This is a genomic window from Mycobacterium sp. JS623 (genome assembly GCF_000328565.1).
Lineage (GTDB): Bacteria > Actinomycetota > Actinomycetes > Mycobacteriales > Mycobacteriaceae > Mycobacterium.
This window is the reverse complement of record NC_019966.1, coordinates 2,277,283-2,299,427: the sequence shown is the minus strand read 5'-3', so window position 1 is coordinate 2,299,427 and position 22,145 is coordinate 2,277,283. Positions and strand designations below refer to the sequence as shown.

Here is a 22,145-nt window from a genome sequence, read left to right as displayed (position 1 = left end):
TGATCAAACGAGTTCGATGCAGTCGGCGATCGAGTCCAGCACGCGACCGGGCCGGAATGGATACCGCGCGATGTCAGCGACAGTGGTCGACCCGGTGAGCACCAGCACGGTGTCCAGGCCCGCCTCGATGCCGGCGACGACGTCGGTGTCCATCCGGTCGCCGACCATCATCGTGCTCTCCGAATGTGCCTCGATGCGATTCATCGCGCTGCGGAACATCATCGGGTTCGGCTTGCCGACGAAGTAGGGATCCCTGCCGGTGGCCTTGGTGATCATGGCCGCGACCGAGCCCGTCGCGGGCAGCGGCCCCTCGGCAGACGGGCCGGACACATCAGGGTTGGTCGCGATGAACCGCGCGCCGCCAAGGATCAGCCGGATCGCCTTGGTGATCGCGGTGAACGAGTACGTGCGGGTCTCGCCGAGCACGACGAAGTCGGGTTCGGTATCGGTCAGCGTGTAGCCGAGCTGATGCAACGGCGTGGTCAGGCCGGCCTCGCCGATCACATACGCGGACCCGCCGGGCTGCTGATCGTGGAGAAACGCCGCGGTCGCCAAGCCTGAGGTCCAGATCGATTCCTCCGGCACGGTCAGCCCCGAGCGTTTCAGCCGGGCGGACAGATCCCGCGGCGTGAAGATCGAGTTGTTCGTGAGGACGAGGAAAGGCCGAGCACGGTCGCTCAACCTCTGCAGGAATTCGGCTGCGCCGGGCAGGGCGTGTTCTTCGCGGACGAGGACACCGTCCATGTCGGTGAGCCAGCACTTCGGTGTTGAGCGCACCCGTCCACCCTAGGCGGAGACTCGTGGATCAGACGTCTATCCGACGAGCTACCGCTGCTGACCTGCCAGCGATACACCAATTGATCACCGACGCGTACACGAAGTACATCCAGCGCATCGGCAGGCCACCTGCCCCGATGACGGCCGACTACGCGGCGGCGCTCACGCATTCCCGGGTATGGGTGCTTCTCGGCGACGAGACCGTCGTCGGCGCGCTCGTGACCGAGGACCGCGACGACCACCTGTTGCTGGAGACGGTCGCCGTCGCGCCCACCGTCCAGGGCAGCGGCAGCGGTGCGCTGCTGCTGGACCGCGCCGAATGTGATGCTGTCGAACTCGGGCTGCCGGAGGTCCGATCTTGCCGCCGTCTGGCGGCCGGCAACCAATCGACTGGTCGCCGATTTCCTCGAGGCAATCAAGCAGTCTGCCGGGTAGCTCCTCCGGCTATACCTGTGCCGGCAGCGCCACCGTATCGGGGTCGTCCTTTGACCGACGTCCGGGTTGAGGTGGCAGGAAGTGATAGTCGCCGCGCGGGTAAACGACTTGCGGCCACCAGAACCACCGACCCAAAAGCGTTGCAATGGACGGCATTAGCAAGGACCGCACGATGAAGGTATCGATCAGCAATCCGATAGCGATCGTGGAGCCCATCTGGGCCAGCACGATGAGCTTGCTCCCCATCATCCCCGCCATGGTGGCTGCGAACACCAGCCCGGCCGACGTCACCACACCACCCGTACCGGCCATCGAGCGAATGATGCCGGTCTTGAGGCCCGCGTGGATCTCGTCTTTGAACCGGGACACCAGCAGCAGGTTGTAGTCAGATCCCACGGCCAACAGGATGATGACCGACATCAGCATGACGAGCCATTGCACCTGAATCCCGAACAGGTCCTGCCAGAGCAGCACCGAGATGCCGAACGATGCCGCGATCGAGCTGGCGGCCGTGCCGACAATGACGAGTGAGGCAACCGCGCTTCGGGTCAAAATGAGCATGATCATGAAGATCAGCGTCAGCGACGACACCACAGCGATCATCAGGTCGTACCTGGCGCCGTCCGACATGTCCTTATAGGTCGCCGCCACTCCACCCAGATAGACCTTGGCGTTGGACAGCGAGGACATCTTCAGGGCTTCCTGCGCGGCCTTTCTCTCCGAGTCGACGCGCTTGATGCCGTCGACCGTCGCCGGGTCGCTTTCGTGCGTGATGAACATGCGCGCGGACTTGCCGTCGGGCGAAAGGAACATCGCCAAACCACGTTTGAAGTCGGGGTTGTCGAAGGCTTCCGGTGGCAGGAAGAACAAGTCGTCGTTCTTCGCTTGATCAAAGCTCGAGCCAATCGCCAGGGCCGTGTCGTTGGAGGCCTCCATCTGGTCGAGTAGCGCCTTCTGCGAGTTGTACGACGCCAGCGACAGGTCCCTACTGGCCTTCATCGACGCGATCGTTTGCGGCAGGAGTGCCGTCAGTTGCGGAGCGAGGGCGGCCAATTGGTCGGTATTGCCCTGAACCGCTCCCGTTCTGTCGGTCAGCTCGTCGATCCCGTCTAGGGAGTCGAAGAGGGATCTGGTGGCGGCGCACAGCGGAATGTCGAAACAGTGCGGTTCCCAATAGAAGTAGTTCCGGATCGGCCGGAACTGGTCGTCGAAGTTCGCGATGTTGTCTCGTAGCTTCTCGGTGGTCTCCAGTAGCTCCTGCGACTTGGCAGCCGAGTCCTGCGTGAGCGCGGTCTGCTTGAGCGAGAGTTGATACTGCTGCTCCAAAATGTCGATAGAGCGGTTCGTCTCATCGATCGTTTTGAGCTGATTGGCCAATTGATCCCGCTGAAACGGCAGATTCATGTTGCTCGTCTGCCCCTGAACACTTGTCTGGAACGGGATCGAGCTGTGCTGGATCGGAATCCCCAATGGCCGCGTGATGTTCTGCACCATCGCGATGCCGTCGCTGTGCATCATGTTTCGCGCCACAGCGTTCAGCACCAGCATGTCGGCGGGATTTCGCATGTCGTGGTCGGCCTCGACCATCAAGATGTCGGGATTCATTCGCGCCTGCGAGAAGTGCCGATCGGCAGCCGCGAAGCCGATGTTCACCGGCGCGTCCTTGGGCAGGTAGTAGCGGTCGTTGTAGGCCGGCTTATACCCCGGGATGGCCACGAGGCCGATCAGCACCACGAACAAGCTGGCCACGAAAATCGGTGCGGGCCAACGGACTACCGCGGTGCCAACACGCCGCCAGAACCTGCTCTGCGGAGGCCGCTTGGACTCGTACAGTCCGACGCGGCTGCCGAGGAAGAGCACGGCAGGACCGAGGGTGACCGCGATCGCCACAATCACGAGCATGCCGATCGCGACGGGAGCGCCCATGGTGGAGAAGTAGGGCAACCGCGCGAAGCTCAGGCAGTACGTCGCTCCAGCGATCGTCAGCCCGGAACCCACGATGACGGGCGCGACGGATTTGAACGTGGCGTAGTAGGAGTCGTCCCTGTCCAGACCCATGCCGCGGTCTTCGCGATATCGACCGAAGATGAAGATGCCGTAGTCGGTGGCCGCCGCGATGGCCAACATCGTGAGGATGTTTCCCGCGAACGTCGTCAGCCCGAAGGCGCCGTGGGTGGCCAGCATGGAGACCACGCCGCGTGCGGTCAGCAGTCCGAGAAACGTCAGGAACAACTGGATCAGCGTGGTTCGTATCGACCGATAGACAACCAGCAGCATGCCGGCGATCGCGGCAAGCGTGATCAACGTGATCTGGCCGAGGCTGGCGTTGCCGATGACGTGCAGGTCGTCGGTGAGCGCGGCGGGGCCGGCGACGTAGGCCTGAACTCCTGGCGGGGCTTTCGTTTCTTCGATGACCTTGCGGACGGTCTCCACACCCTCGTTGGCCAGGGTCTGACCCTGTTCGCCCGCCAGGTTCAGCATCACGTAGGCGGCCTTGCCATCAGGGCTCTGCGCCCCGGCCGCCGTCAGGGTGTCGCCCCAGAAGTCCTGAATGTGCTGGATGTGTTTGGGATCCTGACGCAGCTTGCGAATGATCTCGTCGTAGTAGGCATGGGCGTCGGGGCCCAGTGGCTTCTGGCCCTCGACCACGATCATCACCGTGGCATTGGTATTGAATTCCTGGAAGTTGGCGCCCATCCGCTTCATTGCGATCATCGACGGCGCGTCCTCGGGCGCCATTGGCGCCGAGTGCAATTCGCCGACGACCTCGAGCTGAGGCGCGAGCACATTCACTCCGACAGCGACGACGATCCAGAACAGGACGATCGGCAGTGCAAGGATGCGGATCAGGTGGGGGACGACGGGCCGCTTTGGCCTGCTTGTTGATTCGCGCTCGGTGATGGCGTGGGTCATGCGGACTTCACCAGGCAGTAGGTCTGGGCGTTGACGCCATTGGCCGATTTCTCCTCACGCACAGTTCCGTTCACCGTGACGCGGCATCCGATCTGGTCGCCATCGGTCTGCGCCATGAGACTGGCGCTGACCGCAGGCAGCGTCGTCGACAGTGTGATCGACCAGGGCAGCGATGTGCTGATCTGGTGCACGTTGGCGTCGGGGTCGAAATAGCTGATTTGGGCGGTGGTCCCCGGTGCGCCGTAGACGTCGTAGACCATGACCTTGGGGTTGAACTGGACGATCTCGATGCCCGCGCCCGCACCCGCGTTGAGGTCCTGCGAAGCAAACATCTTGTGCAGGCGCGACACGACCAGACCCGAGACCGCAAGCACGACCACCAGAACAAGCGGTATCCAGATGCGTTTGAGCACCCTGCCCGCCGGAATGGCCTTCACTCGAACACCTTTCGCTCCGTCGCGACATCATCCGATGGGCAATCTGCGTTCTCGGCCAGCCGAAGCAGAATCGGAAGTGCGACGCGCGCAGAAAGCCACAACGCGGACTCCTCCTCCGCCGTCAGCGTTTCCATCAACGCCGTCAGACGATCGCGGCGCATGCGCTTGCGCTCGTCGAGCAGCTTTTGACCGTGCTGAGTGATGCCGATCAGAGCGGCGCGACCATCGTCGGGGTCAGCGAGCCTGGCCACCAAGTCCAGCCGCTCCAGCCGTTGGATCAGCTGTGTCATCGACGGCTGGCTGACCCCCTCCTTGGCGGCCAGCGTCGTCAGGCGAATGGGACCTTCCCGGCACACCCTGTTCATCGCAAACGCGGCAGACGCGCTCAGATCGGCGCGATCGGACAGGAACCGCACGGTCAGGTCCACTGCCTGATCGAGAAGGTCGCCAACGCACTCCCCGGCGTGTTGGTCAGCTGACCTAACTTTCACACCGTATCTATATCACTCGACCTATATAGCGGCAATACGTGGGAGGTTTTCTCACTTCACAGGCACTTCACAGGGATATTGGCGGCATCTGCGACGGTGCAGTCTGCCGCCAGCCACGACGGGTTGGAAAGTACCGAATTCGAAATCCTTTGTGGGCAGCGACCCCGGGTGACGTCTGGGGAGCGAACGTAACGGCTGAGCGAACTACATACTTCCAGCTATGCATCGCGCTGTCGCGTTGTCACCCTGGGAATAGACGTAAGGTCGGCTCATGCCTGACCGCACCGGCGGCCTTCGCGCTGCCGCACAGCACGCTGCGGCTTTTCTCGCGACCCTCGACGAGCGGCCGGTAGCTGCCCGTGTCGACGCAGCAGCCGTCAGAGACGTCCTCGGCGGGCCCTTACCCGAACATGGCGAGGACCCTGCCGCCGTGATCGACGCGCTGGCGGCCGGCGCCGAACCGGGCCTGGTCGCAGCACCGGGACCGCGCCACTTCGGATTTGTTATCGGTGGCGCGCTGCCCGCTGCGCTGGCTGCGGACTGGCTGGTGTCGGCTTGGGACCAGTGCGCAGCCTTCCACTCGCTGTCCCCCGCCGCGGCAGCCATCGAGGAGATCGCCTCGGCGTGGGCGCTCGAGCTTCTCGGCCTACCGGACTCGGCGAGCGTCGGCTTCGTCACCGGCGGCCAGGGCGCCAACACCACCTGCCTTGCCGCGGCGCGGCACGCCGTCTTCGGGCGCGCGGGCTGGAATGTCGAGCGCGACGGACTGATTGGTGCGCCGCCGGTGCGCATCGTGTGCGGCGAGCAGGCCCATGCGACTATCTACACATCGCTACGACTCCTGGGTCTTGGTGAGCAGACCGCCATCCGAGTATCCGTCGACGCACAGGGCCGGATGGATCCCGATGCGCTTGGAAACACGTTGGCAGCCAACGGCAGACCGACGATTGTGTGCGCACAGGCGGGCAACGTGGCCACCGGTGCGTTCGACGCGTTCGGGCCGATTGCCGACGTGTGCGCGCGGCACGGCGCATGGCTGCACGTCGACGGCGCGTTCGGGCTGTGGGCCGCTGCATCTCCACGGACGAGGTGCCTCACCGCGGGCCTCGAGCGGGCAGACTCCTGGGCCGTCGACGCACACAAGTGGCTCAACGTGCCGTACGACAGCGCGATGGCGATCGTCGCCGACCCAGACGCTCACCTCGCCGCGATGCGTTTGGCAGGCCCGTATCTGGTCGCCGATCCCGGCCAGCGCGACAACACCAACTATGTGCCGGAAAGTTCGCGCAGGGCGCGGGCGGTGCCCGTCTACGCCGCGATCCGTTCTCTCGGTCGCGCGGGGATTGCCGAGATGGTTGATCGCAACTGCGCTCAGGCACGCCGAATGGCCAAGCAGCTCAGCACTATTCCCGGCGCTGAAGTGCTCAACGACGTCGTGCTCAACCAAGTGCTGGTCCGCTTGCCCGGCGGCGACGAAGCCAACCGCGCCGCGGTCACCGCAATCCAGCGTGACGGCACGTGCTGGCTCGGAGGGACAACATGGAACGGCGAGTATGTGCTGCGGGTGTCGTTTTCGAACTGGTCGACGACCGACGAGGACGTCGACCGTTCCGCCGCGGCGATCGCCTCAGCGGTTGCAGGCTAGCGAGGCTGGTTCGGCACGCCCGGGAATAACTGCACATCGGGCCCGGAGGTCACGTAGCCCAGCTGCTTCGTGACAAGGTGTGGCGCGAAAACCGCGCCGTAGAGCACGTTTCCGATGACGATGACTGCGACGACGGATAGCACCGCCGACTGCAGGCGCGTCTTCGATAACCTGTCCGACCACATCTCGATGACATTGCGGCCTTGCGAATCCGTCCGGCCAAGAAGGTAGGTGAAGACCATCATCTGGATGCCCATCGCGATCGCGTCGTAGATCGGATACTGGTGCAGGCTGCCCTCGAAGAGTCCGAGACCGGGAATCACATACGCGTAGTAGAAGACTCCGAGCCGGGCGCCAAGACCCCCGTTGAACAGCAGAGCCCAGCAGAAGCCGACGACGAGGCCGACGATCAACAGCGTGATCGGCATGCGCCAGTGGAATCGCGCGCTCAACCGTCGCCCGAGCGCGGCGCCGACTACCGCGGGTATGCAGAAGTAACCGATATAGCCCAGAGGCACTGACGACGGTAAACCGCCCCACGTCACGTTCAATGGCCACCACGAAGGCATCCGTGGAAGTGCCGGTGGAAACTGCGCATACATCGCCCAGTCGTACGGCGCTTCGATCCAGGAGAAGGAAATCGCCGAGATGCACAACAAAAGCAGCGGGTGCAACCGGCCACGGCGAACGCTCAGATAGATCCCCGCGGCGGTGAACGCGATGCCGCTGAGCCAGCCAAAGGCGTTGGCCGCCGTCAACAGTGGGGTCAACTCCGGGTTCACTGATCGCGCTCGTCGCTCGCGCTGCCGCGCGCTTCGGGGTCGAAATAGATGACCAGTCCAATGGTCACGGCGATCAGCCCGAACAGCGTGCCGAGCATGATGAGTTGCCCCACCGCACTAATCACGTTCCCGCACATCGGCGATTCTTGCCACCACACGACGTCCGATCGCCTTCACGGCAAGCCTTCCGGTCATGTCGTGCTCCTTCTTGGCGCGAGCAGACGTAAAGTGCCCATTTTCGTCGGCGTGTCGGGGCATTTTGCGTCTGCTCACGGGTTAATGGACCGGTGTGAACGTGATGTGCAGTTCGGAAAGACCGCGCATGATGAACGTCGGCTCGTATGCGTAGTGGCGGTCATCGGCTGGGCCGTGATGCTTCTCGGAGATCGTGATGTCGGCCATCCGGTCGAGAATCCTGTTCAGAGAGATCCGGCCCTCCGCCCGCGCCAGCGGCGCCCCCGGGCAGGAGTGCGCACCCCGGATGAACGCGATCTGCTCGCGCACGTTCGGTCGGTCCGGGTTGAAGACATTGGGGTCGGCGAACTTTCGTCCGTCACGATTGCACGCCCCCGGTAACAGCATGACGGTCGTTCCTGCGGGCACCTGTACATCTCCGATGGTGGTTGTCGTACACGCCATCCGGAAGTGGGACTTGACGGGGCTCTCCATCCGCAGTGTCTCTTCGAGAAAGGCCGGAATCTTGCTGCGGTCCTCACGCAGAGCTTTCTCGAAATCCGGTTGTTCGCCGATGATCCGGACCGCCGAGCTGACGAGTTTGGTCGTCGTCTCGGTGCCAGCGGCGAACAGGAACGTCGACAGATTCATGACATCCTCGATGTCGGGCGTCGATCCGTCCTCGTGTTTGGCCTGCGCGAGTCCGGTCAACACGTCCTCGCGCGGCGCACGCCTGCGATCCTCGATGTAGCTGCAGAACTTGTCGTTGAGCCACTGCAGCGGGTTGTGCGTCGTCGGGGCATCGTCGCCGAGTTGACCGACCAGCTCGCCCCCGAAGACGGCGCGAAACTCTTCGTGGTCTTCCGCCGGCACCCCGAGGAGGTCCGCGATGACGAGCAGTGAGAACGGCTTCGCGTAATCCTCGAGGAATTCGCACTGCCCGCGTTCGATGAATGTGTCGAGCTGCTGGTCGGCCAACCGCCACATGAAGTCCTCGTTCTCTTTGAGGCGCTTCGGCGTGATCAGCTTGTTCAACAAACTGCGGGTCCGAGTGTGCAGCGGGGGGTCTTGCGACGTGATGTGTTCGGCCATCGGGACCGTGTCGCGGTGCTGCTCGATCAACTCCGTCACGTCGTCGCGGCCATCCGGCCCAAAAGGCAGGCCCGAGAACGGGCCCGCGACCGAGACACACGACGAGAACGCCGGGTCTTTATAAACCGCAAGTGCTTCCTCATAGCCGGTGACAGCCAGGATGTTGAACGGAGTCGCCTGCGCCACAGGGCATTTCGATCTGAGGTGATCGAAGTATGGATACGGGTCGGGCACCAGCGATTCGTCGGTGAAGAAATCGACCGTCTCGAAATCGCTCACGCGGACACCTCTGCGGGGTCGAAGAGGATCGGCACCGAGGTCGGCGAACGGAAGACCTGCCCGCGGATATAGGCGTCGTCGGCCGCGGGATCCAGCCGCATGTTCGGCAGGCGGTCGAGTAGCAGGTTCATCGCCACCCGCATTTCCAACCGTGCGAGATGCATGCCGAGGCAGACGTGAACGCCATGACCCCACCCGATATTCGGTTTGATATCGCGGAAGACGTCGAATCGATTCGGATCGGCATACCGCTCGTCTTGCCGGTTGGCCGCGCCCAGCACGGGCATCACTGAACAACCCTCCGGGATCTGGACTCCGCCGAGTTCGGTGTCACGGCTCGCCACGCGCGTGATCATCATCAGCGGAGGCTCCCAGCGCACCGCCTCTTCGATCGCCTGCGGCAGCAACGATCGGTCGGCGCGGATAGCCTCGAGCTGTTCGGGATCGGACAGCAATCCGAACAGCAGGTTGCCGAGCGCCCGGTATGTGGTCTCGACACCGGCGGGAAGTAGCAGCCGCAAGAACGAGAAGATCTCCTCGTCCGACAGCTTCTCGCCCTCGATCTCTGCCGCAGCCAGTCCGCTGATCAGATCGTCGCGCGGGTCTTCGCGCCGCGCGGCAAGGATTGGTGCGAAATACTCAGCCAGCGCCTGCGACGCCTCACGACCGCGCTCAGGGTTGACGGTGAACGACAACAGGGAGATCGACCACTTTTGAAACTGTGCGTAGTCCTCCTGCGGCAGGCCCAACAGGCCGGCGATGATCAGCGTCGGATAGGGAAAGTTGAACTCCTTCACCAGATCTGCGCTGCCGCGATCGGCGAAGCGGTCGATCAGTGCGCTGCCCACCTTTCCGACCAGATCGTCTTCCCAGCGCGCCAACGCCTTCTGCGAGAACGCCTTTGACACTAGTGCTCGGTGTCGCCCGTGCTCTGGCTCGTCCATTCCAAGCATGACGTGCTTGCCGAAGACATCGCCGAACGCCTGAATGATGATCGAGGACGAGAAGGTCTCGTTGTCACGCAACATCTGCTGCGCTTCCTCATAGCGGTACACCATGAAGATGGGCTTACCCTCTTCACCCGGCATTCCCGGGATCTCGATCTTCTGTACGGGTTCCTCGCCGCGCAGTCGGGCGAGCTCGGTGTACGGGTCCCGTACGTCGCCCGACACGAAGTCGTCGAATTCCCCGAAATCCTCGAGGTCGTCAAACAGCTGCACGAAATGCTCCTTTACCCAGCCGGATAGGCGACTGACTTGATCTCCGTGTATTGGTCGAATCCGGCGATGCCGTTCTGGCGGCCGACGCCGCTGGCCTTATAGCCACCGAACGGCGTATCGGCGCCGTAACCGGCAGTGCCATTGAGGCCGATGAATCCGGCACGCAACCGCTTGGCAACGGCCAGCGCGCGCTCCACGGTGCCGGCCATGACGTTGCCCGCAAGGCCGTAGGGGCTGTCGTTGGCGATCCGGACCGCGTCGTCTTCGTCCTGATAGGGAATGACGACGAGCACCGGTCCGAAGATCTCTTCCTGTGCGATGGTCATCGAGTTGTCGACGTCGGCGAACAACGTCGGCTTGACGAAGTAGCCCTTGTTCAATCCGTCCGGCGCTTCTGGGCCGCCGACGACAAGCCTGGCGCCCTCTTCGACGCCCTTCTCGATATAGCCGCGAACGCGGCTGCGCTGTCTATCCGAAATGACTGGGCCGCAGAGCACTGCGGGGTCCTGCGGGTCACCCGGCGCGATGCCTTCGTAGATGCCCTTGAGGATTTCGACGCCCTCGTCGTAGCGTGAGCGCGGCAGCAGCATCCGGGTGGGCATCGCGCACCCCTGGCCGGCGTGCATGCAGACCCCGATGCCGATCATGCAGCCCAGCGCGAAGTCGGCGTCTTCGAGCACGATCGTGGCCGACTTGCCGCCGAGTTCGAGGAACAGGCGCTTCATGGTCGCCGCGCCTTTTTCCATGATTCGCTTGCCCACGACGGTCGAACCGGTGAATGAGATCAGGTCCACCTTCGGCGACAGCGTGAGCTCTTCGCCGACAAGGTGATCCGACGCTGTTACGACATTCACCACACCGGCCGGAATATCGGTGTTCTCGGTTATCAGCCGGCCCAGCCGTGTCGCGTTGTACGGCGTGTTGGGTGCCGGCTTCAACACAACGGTGTTACCCGTTCCCAAGGCCTGCCCGAGCTTTTGGATCGTCACTTCGAAAGGAAAGTTCCACGGCACAATCGCGCCGACCACACCGGCGGGCTCACGCCATACCTTGCGGGTGGTGTTCGCCCCGGTGAGGGAAACCACCGTGTCGCCCAGCGATGTCTCCCACGGGTATTCACCGATGAGCCGGGCCGGATATTTCAGCCCGTCCTCCAGCGGCGCGTCCAGTTGAGCACCGAAGGTGACCGCGCGGGGGCAGCCAACCTCGAGGATGAGTTCCTCACGCAACTCCTCCTTTTCGGCCTCGATTGCCTCGTGCAGTTGCAGCAGGCAGCGCTGCCGGAAGGAGTGGTTGGTGGACCAGTCGGTTTCGTCGAAGGCGCGACGGGCGGCGTCGATGGCGCGGTGCATGTCGGCTTTCGACGCGTCGGCGACTTCGCCAAGCACCTCTTCGCTGGCGGGATTGACATTGGTGAAGGTGCCGACTTCGCCGTCGACGAGCTTGCCGTCGATCAACATCTTGGTCTCGAACCGAACGTCAGGCATTCTTCCCATCTCCTCGCAGCGCGCCGTAGCGCGGGATTCCCATCATCAGTCGGGTCATATGGTGCAGACCCGCTCCAGGCAGTAATCGGTTGACGATCAACAGCATTCGCGCGTCCGGCCCGACTGGCCGCTTCACGAACGGCGCCTTGTCGTCGAGCGCCTTCGCGAGCCCAACGGCGAACTCCTCCGGTGACTTGGCGGCGAGCTTCATCATCGCCCGACCACGCTTGTCCATGGTGCTGTGGTGAGGCGCGTAGGGCCCGTCAAAGTCGCGGGAGTCCGTCGTGCCGGCATCGGTGATGATGTCGGTGTCATACGTGCCGGTGACCAACACGGTGACCCCGATGCCGAACGAGGCGACTTCGCCTGCCATCGCCTCGCCCCAGCGTTCGAGTGCGCCCTTGACAGCGGAATAGGGTGCAGTGGCGGGCATTCCACGTACACCACCCACGCTCGAGACGAGCACGATGCGGCCCTGTCCCGCCTTCCGCATGGCAGGCAGGAGCGCTTTGGTGAATGCGACGGGGCCGAAGATGTTCGTCGCGAACATCTGCTCCCAGAGGCTCAGCGGTGTTTCCTCGACCATCCCGGCCGCGGCGATGCCGGCGTTGTGGACCAGACCGTACGGTGCGCCGACAGCTTCCTCAATCGATTTCGCTGCAGCGGTGACCGACGCGGCGTCGGTCAAATCGAGCGGCACACCGATCAGGAGCGGGTCGTCCTCCGGGGCTCCGGTCGCCTCGCGCAGGCGTTCCATGCCTGCATCGACGGATCGCATCGCGGCCACCACGCGCCAGCCCTGCTTATAGAGATGGCACGCGGACGCGAAGCCCAGCCCCCGCGAGGCACCCGTGATGACGACGCTGCGCGGCTCAGCCATTCGCACTTTCCGGCGCACAACGTTGACTCTTCGAGCCGAGCTCAACATCGGGGCGACCGTCAGGCAGACCCTGCTGCCAGGTGGACCATTTACCTACCGAATATGGGCCCTCGGCGCCGTTCTGCTCGTAATACCCCTGCGGGTCATACACTTTGGCCTCAGGAAAGGGCCACGGACAGGCGACCGAGGTGGCGAGCCCACTGGCCTTGATCGCCCAGAACCAGCCGCCGTAGGCGAAATACGACACGTTGATGATCGCGAACATCACCAGGAACGTGCCGAGTACCGGCCTGGTCGGAAACAGCTTGGCTTTCGCGGCAAGCTTCTCCGCCACCGACTTACCGGTGTCATCGCGGTAGACGAGGATGGCAGCCGGGATCATCACGAAGGTCACCGACAGCGACTCCCAAATCAGCGGGAATTGAAAGGTGCTGCCTGCGAACAATGTTCCGAACGGGATCGCCTGTGAATAGATGTACAGCCCGGTGCGCACCAGGCTGACTTCCAGAATGGCGTCGAAAATGAAGCCAATCACCAGCACCAGAGCACCCAAGCTGATCAGCGGGTGGCGGGCGACGAACGCTTCTGGCCCGCGCTTGGCCTGCATTTTGCGAAGAATCCAGATCGCCGGGAAATACGGGCCGAAATAGAACGTCACGTATCCGAACACGATCCAGGGTTCCACGGTCGGCGACATCATGATCAGGGGCCAAGACTCCGGCCAGTGCAACAACGCCGGGTTGTACACCGCATACGGCGACCAGTTCATGATCGGGTCCTGCCAGACGATCAGCGTCGTCACCAACACCATCATCAGCACCGGACTGCCGGGGTTCCTACGCCACCCGCGGATGAAGACGATAGTCAGCACCACAACCATGATCAAGGCGCCTACCTGCGGAATGACCTGCCAGTGATCGAATCCCGTCAGGAACCCGACAGGGCGAGGCCGCCCGTCGACGTTCGGATTCGCAACTCGCGGATCGACATCCGTCCGCGCAACGGCGGCGAACAACCCGAGGAAGCCGAGCCACGCGAGCAGAGCGATCACCCGGCCCCAGTTCGGGCCCGTCTTCGCTTTTGGCTCAACCGATGTGGGGCCCAACTCTGCTTGAGTCGTCATGGTCAGTCCTCTCCGAAGCGATCGACGAGGTGAGAGTTGATACCGTCCGCATCGAGCGTCCTTGCCACCAGATAGCCCGAGCCCATCCATGCCCGTCGAGTCCATTTACCCAGCGACACACGGGTTCCCGGCGCTCCCGACGCAGCAGGCATCATCTTCACCCGCTCGAGTGCCTCCTTGACGCCGCGCGGGCTGAGCGGATGAGCGTCGGTGAACGCGCGCACCAGCGTGGCTGCAACATCGTGGTTGACGACCGAGACGCAGTATTCGGGACGGCTGCCGCCATACGCCTTCGCATACCGGTCGAGCCAAGCCTGGCCAACGGGGTTGTTTTCGTCGTATTGGTCCACCCCGACCCAGCCGAGGAAGGCGTTCCACATGATCGGGTTCACCCAGGCGTTTTGAAAAGCTGTGGTGGTGAATCGCGGTGGATCCCAACCGACCGCCTCGAGGGCCGGATTGATGAAGACGATGCCGAATCCGAACCCGAGGTGCACGATCGCCTGAGCTTTGGCCTCGTACAGCGTGTTGACCGCCTCGGTGATGTCCTGCGCCGTTTGCGCAATAGCAGCCTCCGCGACGATGCGAACGCCCTTGCGCGCACATGCACTTCGCAGATTTCTGAGGTAGCTCTCGCCGATGAGATTCTGTTCGACCAGCACGCCGATCTCATTGAGTCCGCGCTTGGCGACCAGGTCGGTCAGGAAAATCGGCTCGTCGGTCATCGAGCCCTGAGGGAAAGCGAACGTCCACTCGCCGAGCCAATCGTCGGTCCCGGTGACGCTTATCGCAGGCACCTTGAACCGCTCCTCGATCGCCTCGCGCACCGGAACACAGTTGTCGGTGATGTTCGGTCCGAAAACCACCAGGCAGCCCGCGTCGACGAGTTCGCCGAACGCGTCGATAACAGCCTTCACCGAACCCTTGGGCAGGCCCTCTACCTCGCGGTAGATCATCTGCACAGGCCTGTCCATCAGACCCTGCTCGACCGCCTCGAAGAAGACGAGCTCGAACGTCTGAGTGAACGAGGCCAACAGCTCCTCGGAGAATCCGGGCGGCAAGGTGAAGTCCATCAGATAGCCGACCTTGATCGGCTCCGCTGTGCTCTCGTAGGACATCGCACCTCCGTTGGCGTGCAGCTCGCGATGCAGGCATGAAACCTAATATTTGTTCTGACCCTAGCGAGGCTGCTCGCGCGGGTCAATCATTTGGTCACGTCTGCCCGTCTGTCAGGTAGGCGTCGATCATCTCTGCCAGGCCGCGGGTGACCGTCGCGTCATCGGTGAGCGGTCCGGCGATTGCGGCACAAGCGGCCTCGCGAGGAGTGAGCCCCTCGGCGATCAGCCGCCCGGCCGCGATCAGCACGCGCGTCGATGCGACCTCGCGCAGTCCCCCGGTTTCCAGTCGGCGGATCGCCTGGCCCAAACGCACGAGTTCGACCGCCCGATCGTGGTCGATCCCTGCTTCGTTGGCGACGATCTTCTCCTCGACATCGGGCGAGGGAAAACCGAAGGTAATTGCGACCATTCGCTGTCGTGTCGAATCCTTGAGATCCTTGAGCACGCTTTGATAGCCGGGATTGTAGGACACCACCAGGCAGAAACCCGGTGCGGCGTCCAGCGTGCTCCCCAGGCGTTCGATGGGCAACTGGCGACGGTGGTCGGCCAACGGATGCAGAACAACAGTGGTGTCCTGGCGGGCCTCGACTACTTCGTCGAGGTAGCAGATCGCGCCGTCGCGCACCGCACGCGTCAAGGGCCCGTCGACCCATTCGGTGTCGCCGCCACGCAACAGGAATCGTCCGACGAGGTCAGCCGTCGTCAGATCGTCATGGCAGGAAACAGTGATAAGAGGCCGGTCGAGATCGTGCGCCATCGCCTCGACGAATCGGGTTTTCCCGCAGCCGGTCGGGCCCTTCAGCACAATTGAGAGGCCCTGGTTGAAAGCCGCCTTGAACACCTGCTCCTCGTTCGCGACTGGCACGTAATACGGCCGCGGCGCCTTCACCGGCATAGTTTCCTCTCGTGAGAATCTTCCGCAGACTAACGCGGAACAGATGTTTGGTTCAAGGTCTTCGCGCCGGGGACACCCGCCGCCGCAGCTCTGCTGTGCGCAGCGCGGCGCGGAACAACGGGCCGATCACATTCCCTAACTGCGCGGGCTTGGGAATCGACGCATGCGCGGCCGTGCCGAACACTCGGGCGAGCTCACCCTGATCCGTTGCCGCCCCGATGGTCAGGCACAGACAACCGATGCCCTTTCTTCGCGCTTCTCCAAGCGCGCGGCGTGCGTCAGCGGCGCCATACAGGCGTTCGTATCCGTGGTCGTAGGCCAGCCCGTCGGACAACACCACGAGCAAGCGCCGTGACGTTCCCGCCTTCTCCGCAATGACGGAGGTGCCATGGCGAATCGCCGCGCCAAGCCGCGAATACGCACCAGGCGTCAGGCTGCCGAGACGTCGCATGGCCGTCGCGTCGAGGTTGTCGTCGAATCGCTTGATCGGCATCATGGACACCGCTGAGCGGCCTTGAGATTGAAAGGCGTACAGCGCCACCCGGTCTCCGAGCTCATGCAGTGCGACGGTCAGCGCCGCCGCGGCGGCACGCTGCTGCTCGTGCACCGTCTCCCCCAACGTGCCGGCCTCTGCGGCGGATCCCGACACATCGAGCAGTACCAGCACCGCGAGATCGCGGCGTCTGCGCAGGTTATCCAGATACACTGCCTCCTCTGGCGCCGATCCCGCAAGCGTTTCCACTCGCGCCTCCACCGCTGCGTCTACGTCGATGTCGTCGCCCTGCGCCTGCCGATGAGCCCGGTCGAGCCCGATGCCGAGCCGAGTGAGTGGCCGCCTCAACGCATGGACATCTGGTCGGTCGAGCATCGAATCCGGTTGCGCTGGAGGGTCGATCTCATGCACTGTGCACCAGTCAGGTCGGTAGCCGCGGCGATGAACGTCCCACTCGGGATACTTCCAGCCGCCGTCTGAGTACTCCTCGATACCGTCGAGTCCCGAAGGCGGTGCTGCGGTTGATGTGACCAAACCGATGCCTCGAATTCCATTGTGCGAGCGATGAGTAGGCGTCTCTGCGCCTGGCGGTCCGCCCCCACCGAGTTGACGTACTCTGCTCATCAGATGCTGTAAAACTTTCCCTAGGGCACCGCCACCACCCACAGGACTCGAGAACGGGTCCGTGACCTCCACACCGTCATCGACGTCGTCGAGGTCGGCCAGGTTCTTCTGCTCGCGCCGCGGCACGTGCGCGCCCTGTGACTCCATATGTGCGGCCGCGGCACTGGCCGAGAGCACATCTCTGGCCCGGATGACGCCGAAGCTCGCCGGCGGATCCGGAATGTGTGCACGTGCCAACGCCATCGCGAGTGATTCGGCCGGTGAAGTGGCTCGCGATGCGAGGTCCAAATCGATCAGGGATCGAACGGCGAACGGCAGCAGATCATCGTTCGCCGACAGCGCGCGATGACCTTCGACAGCGAGATACCGCCGCGCCACGGCCGGGCGTCTGACCAGCTTGCGCACCACCTCAGGGTCCAATCCCCCACTCGCTAGCAGGGATGCCTGCACGGTCACCGACTGCAGTTGCATTCGTTCGCTCGCTGCCGCGTCGACAAACAGGGTGACGCCGTCGGTCCACGCGGGCTCACCGGCCCCGGCGGGTGCGACCGCGACACTTCGTCCGGCAAGGGCGGATGCCAGCAGGCGCAGTCTCTGCGGGCCGTCGCTCGCCTGGTCGTCCACCGCACCTCACTCGTTGACCAAATATCTGTTCCACCGTAGGGTTCGCATCCAACCAGAGTCAATTGGCAAGGAGCACCCCATGATCGACTTCACGGGACAGGTGGCGGTGGTCACCGGCGCCGGCCGCGGGCTGGGTCGGCTGTATGCGATGGAACTCGGCCGTCGCGGCGCATCGGTGGTGGTCAATGACGTCGGGGGCTCGATGGGCGGTGAGGGCTCCGACGCCACGGTTGCCGACGGGGTCGTCGCCGAGATCGCTGCGGCGGGAGGCACGGCGGTGGCTTCCCACGATTCGGTGGACAGTCCTGCCGGCGGTCAGGCGATTGTGCAGACCGCCCTCGATGAGTTCGGGCGCCTGGACGCAGTTGTCAGCAATGCGGGCATCTTCAACAACATTCCGTTCGACGAGATCACGCCAGACGACTGGCGGCGCATGCTGCGCGTGCACCTCGACGGCGGGTTCTATCTGGCGCAGCCCGCCTACCGAGTGATGAAGTCACAAGGCTACGGCCGATTCGTATTCATCGCCTCCTCGGCGGGATTGTTCGGCCAGCATCTGGAGGCGCACTATGCGGCGGCCAAGGCTGGTCTGGTCGGCCTCACCAACGTGATCGCGCTGGAGGGCGCGCCGCACGGAATCCTCGCCAATACCGTTCTGCCATTCGGTCTTTCGCGGATGGTTACGGAAACGCTCGGTGATCCGAAAGCGCTCGAGGACAGCGGTTTCTTCACGGCCATACGACCCGAGCTCGTGGTCCCGATCGTGGTGTACCTGGCCAGTCGGGCGTGCGAGTTCACCCATCAGAATTTCTCGGCATTAGGCGGCCGCTTCGCGCGGGTCTTCATCGGCCTTGGCCAAGGATGGGCGGCCGAGCCCGACAGCGAACCGACTGCCGACGACATCGGGGCACATCTCACCGAACTGTCGGCGACCGAGCCGTTTAGCGTTCCCGGTTCGATCTACGACGAGGTGTTCGAGGCCGGTGAGCGGTTGGGCATCGCGCCGTGACGTGGTGGTGGCGAACTCGTGACCGCGTCCGGTGGAAGAAGACTCTGGTAGCGTTAACCAAACATTCGTTCAGTTCGCCGACCCACGAGGGAGTCAGGAGTGAGTCCGAAGCGTGACCTCGGGGTCAACCTCGGCCACGCCTATGACGACGGCACCAGGCGCACGGAGATCCTGCAGACCGCGGCGTTGTTGATCGCGACCTCGGGCCTGCGCACTTCCCTTCAGGAGATCGCCGAGGCGGCGGGGATCCTGCCTGGCAGCCTGTATCACCACTTCGAGTCAAAAGAAGCCATTCTCGTCGAGCTGCTTCGCCGCTACCACCAGGATCTCGACCGCATCGCCGAGCGCACGTTGGCCAGGCTGGACGAGGCCGACTCACGTTCCGCGTTCGACCGGATTGTCGATTTGAGTGCGGCAATCGGCGAGTGTGCGGTCACGCATCGCGCCGCATTGCAGATGACGTTCTACGAAGGGCCGAGTTCGAACCCGGAACTGACGGCGTTGGCCCAGCAGCGCCCGACGGCGATCCTCGAGTCGATGCTGCAGACCCTGCGCGCGGCGCGATGGAGCGGCTACCTGCGGTCTGATGTCGAGCTGCCCGTGCTGGCCGATCGAATTGTCCAGTCGATGCTGCAGGTCGGGCTCGACGTCATCCGACACAACGCCGGCGCGGACAAAGTGGCTACGTTGTTATGCCGAATTCTGCTGGAGGGACTCGCGGCCGTTCCACCGACCGATGCCGATCTCGACCGCTCCCCCGCGTTCATCGCCGCCGACGACGTCGTGCGGTCCTGGATCGACGACAGCGAAGCCGCGCCGCGCGACAAGGCCGCGCATGTCCGCGCGGTCGCCCGAGCCGAATTCGGCCGCAAGGGATACGAAGTCACGACAATCAGAGACATTGCGTCCGCAGCGAACATGGGCACTGGAACGGTGTATCGGCTGATCGGTTCGAAGGATGAACTGCTGGCCTCGATCATGCAGTCGTTCGGCGAGAAAGTCGCATTGGGATGGACGAACGTACTCCGGTCGGATGCATCGCCGATCGAGAAGTTGGATGCGCTGAGTTGGGTCAACACCAACGCGCTAGACCGCTTTGGCGACGAGTTCCGTATTCAGCTGGCCTGGATGCGCCAGTCGCCTCCGGACACCCCGAATCCGGGGTGGTTGTTCGCCAAACGCGTCCGGCAGATGAAAACGCTACTGGCTGACGGTATTCGGTCCGGCGACATCGCAATCGACAGCCCGTCGAACGAGATCCTCGCCCGCAGTGTAATCGGTATCGGATGGATCCCGGAGAACATCCTTCACGACCTAGGCACCCGTCGAGCACAGCTCCATGTGCGCGACACATTGGTGCGTGGGGTCATCGCCCGCAGCTAGCGCTACCCGATCGTCACGGGCAGCTTGCCCCAGCCCCGAACGCTCGAGGTGTGCGCCATGGTCGCGTTGTCATAGTCGACTTCCCAGTCGGGCCAGCGCGTGAGCACCTCCTCGAGCACCACCCGCGCCTGCATCCGCGCCAGCGCCGAGCCCAGGCAGAAGTGCAGCCCCTGGCCGAAGCTGAGATGCCCACCGCTGCGGTGGATGTCGAATTTCTCGGCGTCGGGGAAATGCCGCTCGTCGCGGTTCGCCGAACCGTTGAGCAACAACATGACCGACCCTTCGCGAATGGTCTGGCCGTGGCACTGGACGTCGCGGGCGACGTAGCGCGCCTGCACGGGTGACGGCGCTTCGTAGCGAAGCACCTCTTCGATCGCCCTTGGGATGAGCGAGAAGTCGTCCGCCAGCTGCCTGCGCTGGTCGGGGTGTTCGGACAGCAGCTGCCCGATGAACCCAACAAGACGAGTGGTTGTCTCATTGCCTGCGCCGGCGATCATGCTGGTGTAGGTGAGGACTTCGGTGCGCGTGAGGCGCCTTCGAGCCCCGTCTTCCTCGATCTCGGCGTTGAGCAACTGCGTCATCAGATCATCCGAAGGATGATCTGATCGCCATTCGATGTACTCCGCGAACAGCTGGAAACTGTTCTCGAAGGCATCCGCCGTGACCGTTCTGAACGTGCCCTCTTTGAGGCCAAGCGCTCGATCGGTCTTATCCCGTATTCCCCCCTGATCCTCTTCGGGAATGCCCAACAAGTACCCGATCGTCCGCATCGGCACCATCGCGCCGATGTCGCCGATGAAGTCGAATCGGGTCGAACCGATTATCGGGTCGAGTGCGCGCACACAGAACTGCCGCGTCAGGGGTTCGATCTCCTCCATGCGTCGCGGCGTGAAAACCCTTGACAGCAAACGTCGATGAAGGTCGTGCAGTGGCGGATCCTCGAACAGGATGACGCCGGGCGGGACCTCGACTCCGCTCGTGATGACATCCATGGTCGTACCGCGACCCGAGCGGTACGACTCCCAGTTCGGCAACTCTCGCGCCACGTCCTCATATCTGCTCAAAGCGTAGAAATCGAACTTGTCGTTGTAATACAGCGGCGCTTCGTCCCGAAGCAGCTTCCACGCCGGATAGGGATCATTGTCGATCTCGAAATCGAATGGGTCGTAGTACACTTCGACGGCACCTGCCTCGGTCACTTCACCACCTCCGCCCAGAGATTCGTGCCGACGACGCTACGGTCCGGCGCGTTACAGTGTCAACCATCATTGTCACTTTCTGTCGTCACTCGAAGGCGTACCGCGGCAAGGTATTCGGCATGTCGAGCGAGCTGAGCAGCCCTGCCGGAGCGTCCACCACGAACGGGATCGCATTGACGACGCGCATGGCGGTGGCGGCCATCGCGGCACGCGTGCATACCGCACCACACGTTCCTGCCTTGATGGTCCCGAACGCGACCTCAATATCTCTATCGGTGAGTCGTCGATCAAGCGACCCATGCACCTCGTCGACATCGACTCCCAGGCCAGCGGCCATAAGATAGATCGGTGCCTTCCAAGCCATTTCGCTAAAGCCAGGAGTCTTGAGCATCGGCTCGAAATCCAGTGGATGACCGAAACCCGTGCCATTGCGCATCACGTCGGCCATCGGATAATGGTCGTTGAACGCCACCTCGGTGACCTTGAGCGTCCGGATCGTCTTGGACTGCGTCGCCAGGAGCAACGCGAGCTGATCCGACGCGAAACCCGGGAAGATGCCGGAGGCGTAGAACGACACATGGCCCGACTCAGCGGCGTCATGCATCTGGTCGAGCCAGTCAGGCGAGTAGTACACCGACAGATAGACCAGGCTGGTGGAAGTCGTTGACACCACATTGATTCCGGCCCCCACAGCTTGACGTAGTCGGGCACCGCGCCCGCGTCACGTTCTGGGCCGCTGGCCGCATACACGACGCAGTCGGGTTTCAGCGCGATGAGTTCGGAACCATCGTTGGTGGCCGTCACTCCGATCGGGTCACCACCGGCCAGCTCGCCTGCGACTCTGCCGATCTTGTCGGCGGAATGCACCCAGACGCCCACGGGCTCGAGATCGGGGTGGCGGGCGATCGCGTCGACGGCGATCGACCCGACTCCGCCTGTCGACCACACCACTGTCCGACGGGGTGTTGGCATTTGCTGACCTCCGCTCATGCGCGTTCGGTCGCCATCACGGCGCGTTCCAGGTACGGCCACGCCATGTCGGGCGGGACGCCCGCGTACAGCGGG

Annotated in this window: 18 protein-coding genes and 2 pseudogenes; 4 read left to right on the top strand and 16 right to left on the bottom strand. The window is 63.4% G+C overall.

Annotation, left to right across the window (positions count from 1 at the left end):
* Positions 1-3: 3 nt before the first annotated feature.
* Positions 4-777, bottom strand: a complete 774-nt coding sequence (locus MYCSM_RS11175; protein ID WP_041311826.1) for an HAD-IIA family hydrolase — start codon at positions 775-777, stop codon at positions 4-6.
* On the opposite strand from MYCSM_RS11175, the pseudogene MYCSM_RS38885 reads away from it, so the two are divergent.
* Positions 765-1,118 (top strand): annotated as a pseudogene (locus MYCSM_RS38885) (GNAT family N-acetyltransferase); the annotation flags it as partial. The gene MYCSM_RS11175 and the pseudogene MYCSM_RS38885 overlap by 13 nt on opposite strands.
* Before the next feature lie 103 nt (positions 1,119-1,221).
* Here the strand turns inward: MYCSM_RS38885 and MYCSM_RS11170 are convergent.
* The 3 genes from MYCSM_RS11170 to MYCSM_RS11160 are packed head-to-tail and all read right to left on the bottom strand — an operon-like array spanning position 1,222 to position 5,053.
* Complete coding sequence (locus MYCSM_RS11170; protein WP_015306257.1) at positions 1,222-4,125, bottom strand: MMPL/RND family transporter; 2,904 nt, start codon at positions 4,123-4,125, stop codon at positions 1,222-1,224.
* Complete coding sequence (locus MYCSM_RS11165; protein WP_015306256.1) at positions 4,122-4,562, bottom strand: MmpS family transport accessory protein; 441 nt, start codon at positions 4,560-4,562, stop codon at positions 4,122-4,124. Before MYCSM_RS11165 ends, MYCSM_RS11170 begins: the two co-directional genes overlap by 4 nt.
* A complete protein-coding gene (locus MYCSM_RS11160; protein ID WP_041311822.1) occupies positions 4,559-5,053 on the bottom strand; it encodes a MarR family winged helix-turn-helix transcriptional regulator in 495 nt (164 codons plus the stop codon). Before MYCSM_RS11160 ends, MYCSM_RS11165 begins: the two co-directional genes overlap by 4 nt.
* 271 nt (positions 5,054-5,324) lie before the next feature.
* Here MYCSM_RS11160 and MYCSM_RS11155 point away from each other — a divergent pair, with 271 nt between their 5' ends.
* Positions 5,325-6,698: a pyridoxal phosphate-dependent decarboxylase family protein gene (locus MYCSM_RS11155; protein WP_015306254.1), complete on the top strand. Its 1,374-nt coding sequence runs from the start codon at positions 5,325-5,327 to the stop codon at positions 6,696-6,698.
* Here the strand turns inward: MYCSM_RS11155 and MYCSM_RS11150 are convergent.
* The 10 genes from MYCSM_RS11150 to MYCSM_RS11110 form a co-directional block, all read right to left on the bottom strand.
* Complete coding sequence (locus MYCSM_RS11150) at positions 6,695-7,480, bottom strand: spirocyclase AveC family protein (RefSeq protein ID WP_015306253.1); 786 nt, start codon at positions 7,478-7,480, stop codon at positions 6,695-6,697. The two genes, MYCSM_RS11155 and MYCSM_RS11150, sit on opposite strands and share 4 nt — an antisense overlap.
* Positions 7,477-7,605 (bottom strand): hypothetical protein, encoded by a 129-nt coding sequence (locus tag MYCSM_RS38710; protein WP_257720768.1) that lies wholly within the window; start codon positions 7,603-7,605, stop codon positions 7,477-7,479. The genes MYCSM_RS11150 and MYCSM_RS38710 overlap by 4 nt, the downstream gene beginning before the upstream one ends.
* 151 nt (positions 7,606-7,756) lie before the next feature.
* On the bottom strand, positions 7,757-9,025 hold the full coding sequence (locus MYCSM_RS11145) for a cytochrome P450 (protein ID WP_015306251.1): 1,269 nt from the start codon (positions 9,023-9,025) through the stop codon (positions 7,757-7,759).
* On the bottom strand, positions 9,022-10,245 hold the full coding sequence (locus tag MYCSM_RS11140; RefSeq protein WP_015306250.1) for a cytochrome P450: 1,224 nt from the start codon (positions 10,243-10,245) through the stop codon (positions 9,022-9,024). The genes MYCSM_RS11145 and MYCSM_RS11140 overlap by 4 nt, the downstream gene beginning before the upstream one ends.
* Positions 10,246-10,256: 11 nt before the next feature.
* On the bottom strand, positions 10,257-11,705 hold the full coding sequence (locus MYCSM_RS11135; protein ID WP_083906397.1) for an aldehyde dehydrogenase family protein: 1,449 nt from the start codon (positions 11,703-11,705) through the stop codon (positions 10,257-10,259).
* Between the two features lie 19 nt (positions 11,706-11,724).
* On the bottom strand, positions 11,725-12,612 hold the full coding sequence (locus tag MYCSM_RS11130) for an SDR family oxidoreductase (RefSeq protein ID WP_015306248.1): 888 nt from the start codon (positions 12,610-12,612) through the stop codon (positions 11,725-11,727).
* The gene (locus MYCSM_RS11125) at positions 12,605-13,735 is read right to left on the bottom strand and encodes a spirocyclase AveC family protein (RefSeq protein ID WP_015306247.1); all 1,131 of its coding nucleotides are present in this window, start codon (positions 13,733-13,735) and stop codon (positions 12,605-12,607) included. Before MYCSM_RS11125 ends, MYCSM_RS11130 begins: the two co-directional genes overlap by 8 nt.
* Before the next feature lie 2 nt (positions 13,736-13,737).
* Entirely contained in the window at positions 13,738-14,853 is a 1,116-nt protein-coding gene (locus MYCSM_RS11120) for an ABC transporter substrate-binding protein (protein ID WP_015306246.1), read from the bottom strand.
* A 94-nt stretch (positions 14,854-14,947) separates the two neighbouring features.
* Positions 14,948-15,748: a CbbQ/NirQ/NorQ/GpvN family protein gene (locus MYCSM_RS11115; protein WP_015306245.1), complete on the bottom strand. Its 801-nt coding sequence runs from the start codon at positions 15,746-15,748 to the stop codon at positions 14,948-14,950.
* Positions 15,749-15,800: 52 nt separating this feature from the next.
* Positions 15,801-17,489: a nitric oxide reductase activation protein NorD gene (locus MYCSM_RS11110; RefSeq protein WP_015306244.1), complete on the bottom strand. Its 1,689-nt coding sequence runs from the start codon at positions 17,487-17,489 to the stop codon at positions 15,801-15,803.
* A gap of 79 nt (positions 17,490-17,568) precedes the next feature.
* Between MYCSM_RS11110 and MYCSM_RS11105 the strand changes: the two genes are divergently transcribed.
* On the top strand, positions 17,569-18,498 hold the full coding sequence (locus MYCSM_RS11105; RefSeq protein WP_015306243.1) for an SDR family NAD(P)-dependent oxidoreductase: 930 nt from the start codon (positions 17,569-17,571) through the stop codon (positions 18,496-18,498).
* A gap of 99 nt (positions 18,499-18,597) precedes the next feature.
* Positions 18,598-19,881, top strand: coding sequence for a TetR/AcrR family transcriptional regulator (locus tag MYCSM_RS11100; RefSeq protein ID WP_015306242.1), 1,284 nt, complete (start codon positions 18,598-18,600; stop codon positions 19,879-19,881).
* 2 nt (positions 19,882-19,883) lie between these two features.
* Here the strand turns inward: MYCSM_RS11100 and MYCSM_RS11095 are convergent, their stop codons facing one another.
* Both MYCSM_RS11095 and MYCSM_RS11090 read right to left on the bottom strand, forming a co-directional pair.
* Positions 19,884-21,080, bottom strand: coding sequence for a cytochrome P450 (locus tag MYCSM_RS11095; protein ID WP_015306241.1), 1,197 nt, complete (start codon positions 21,078-21,080; stop codon positions 19,884-19,886).
* Positions 21,081-21,165: 85 nt separating this feature from the next.
* A pseudogene (locus MYCSM_RS11090) lies at positions 21,166-22,052 on the bottom strand (dihydrodipicolinate reductase).
* Positions 22,053-22,145: the final 93 nt, after the last annotated feature.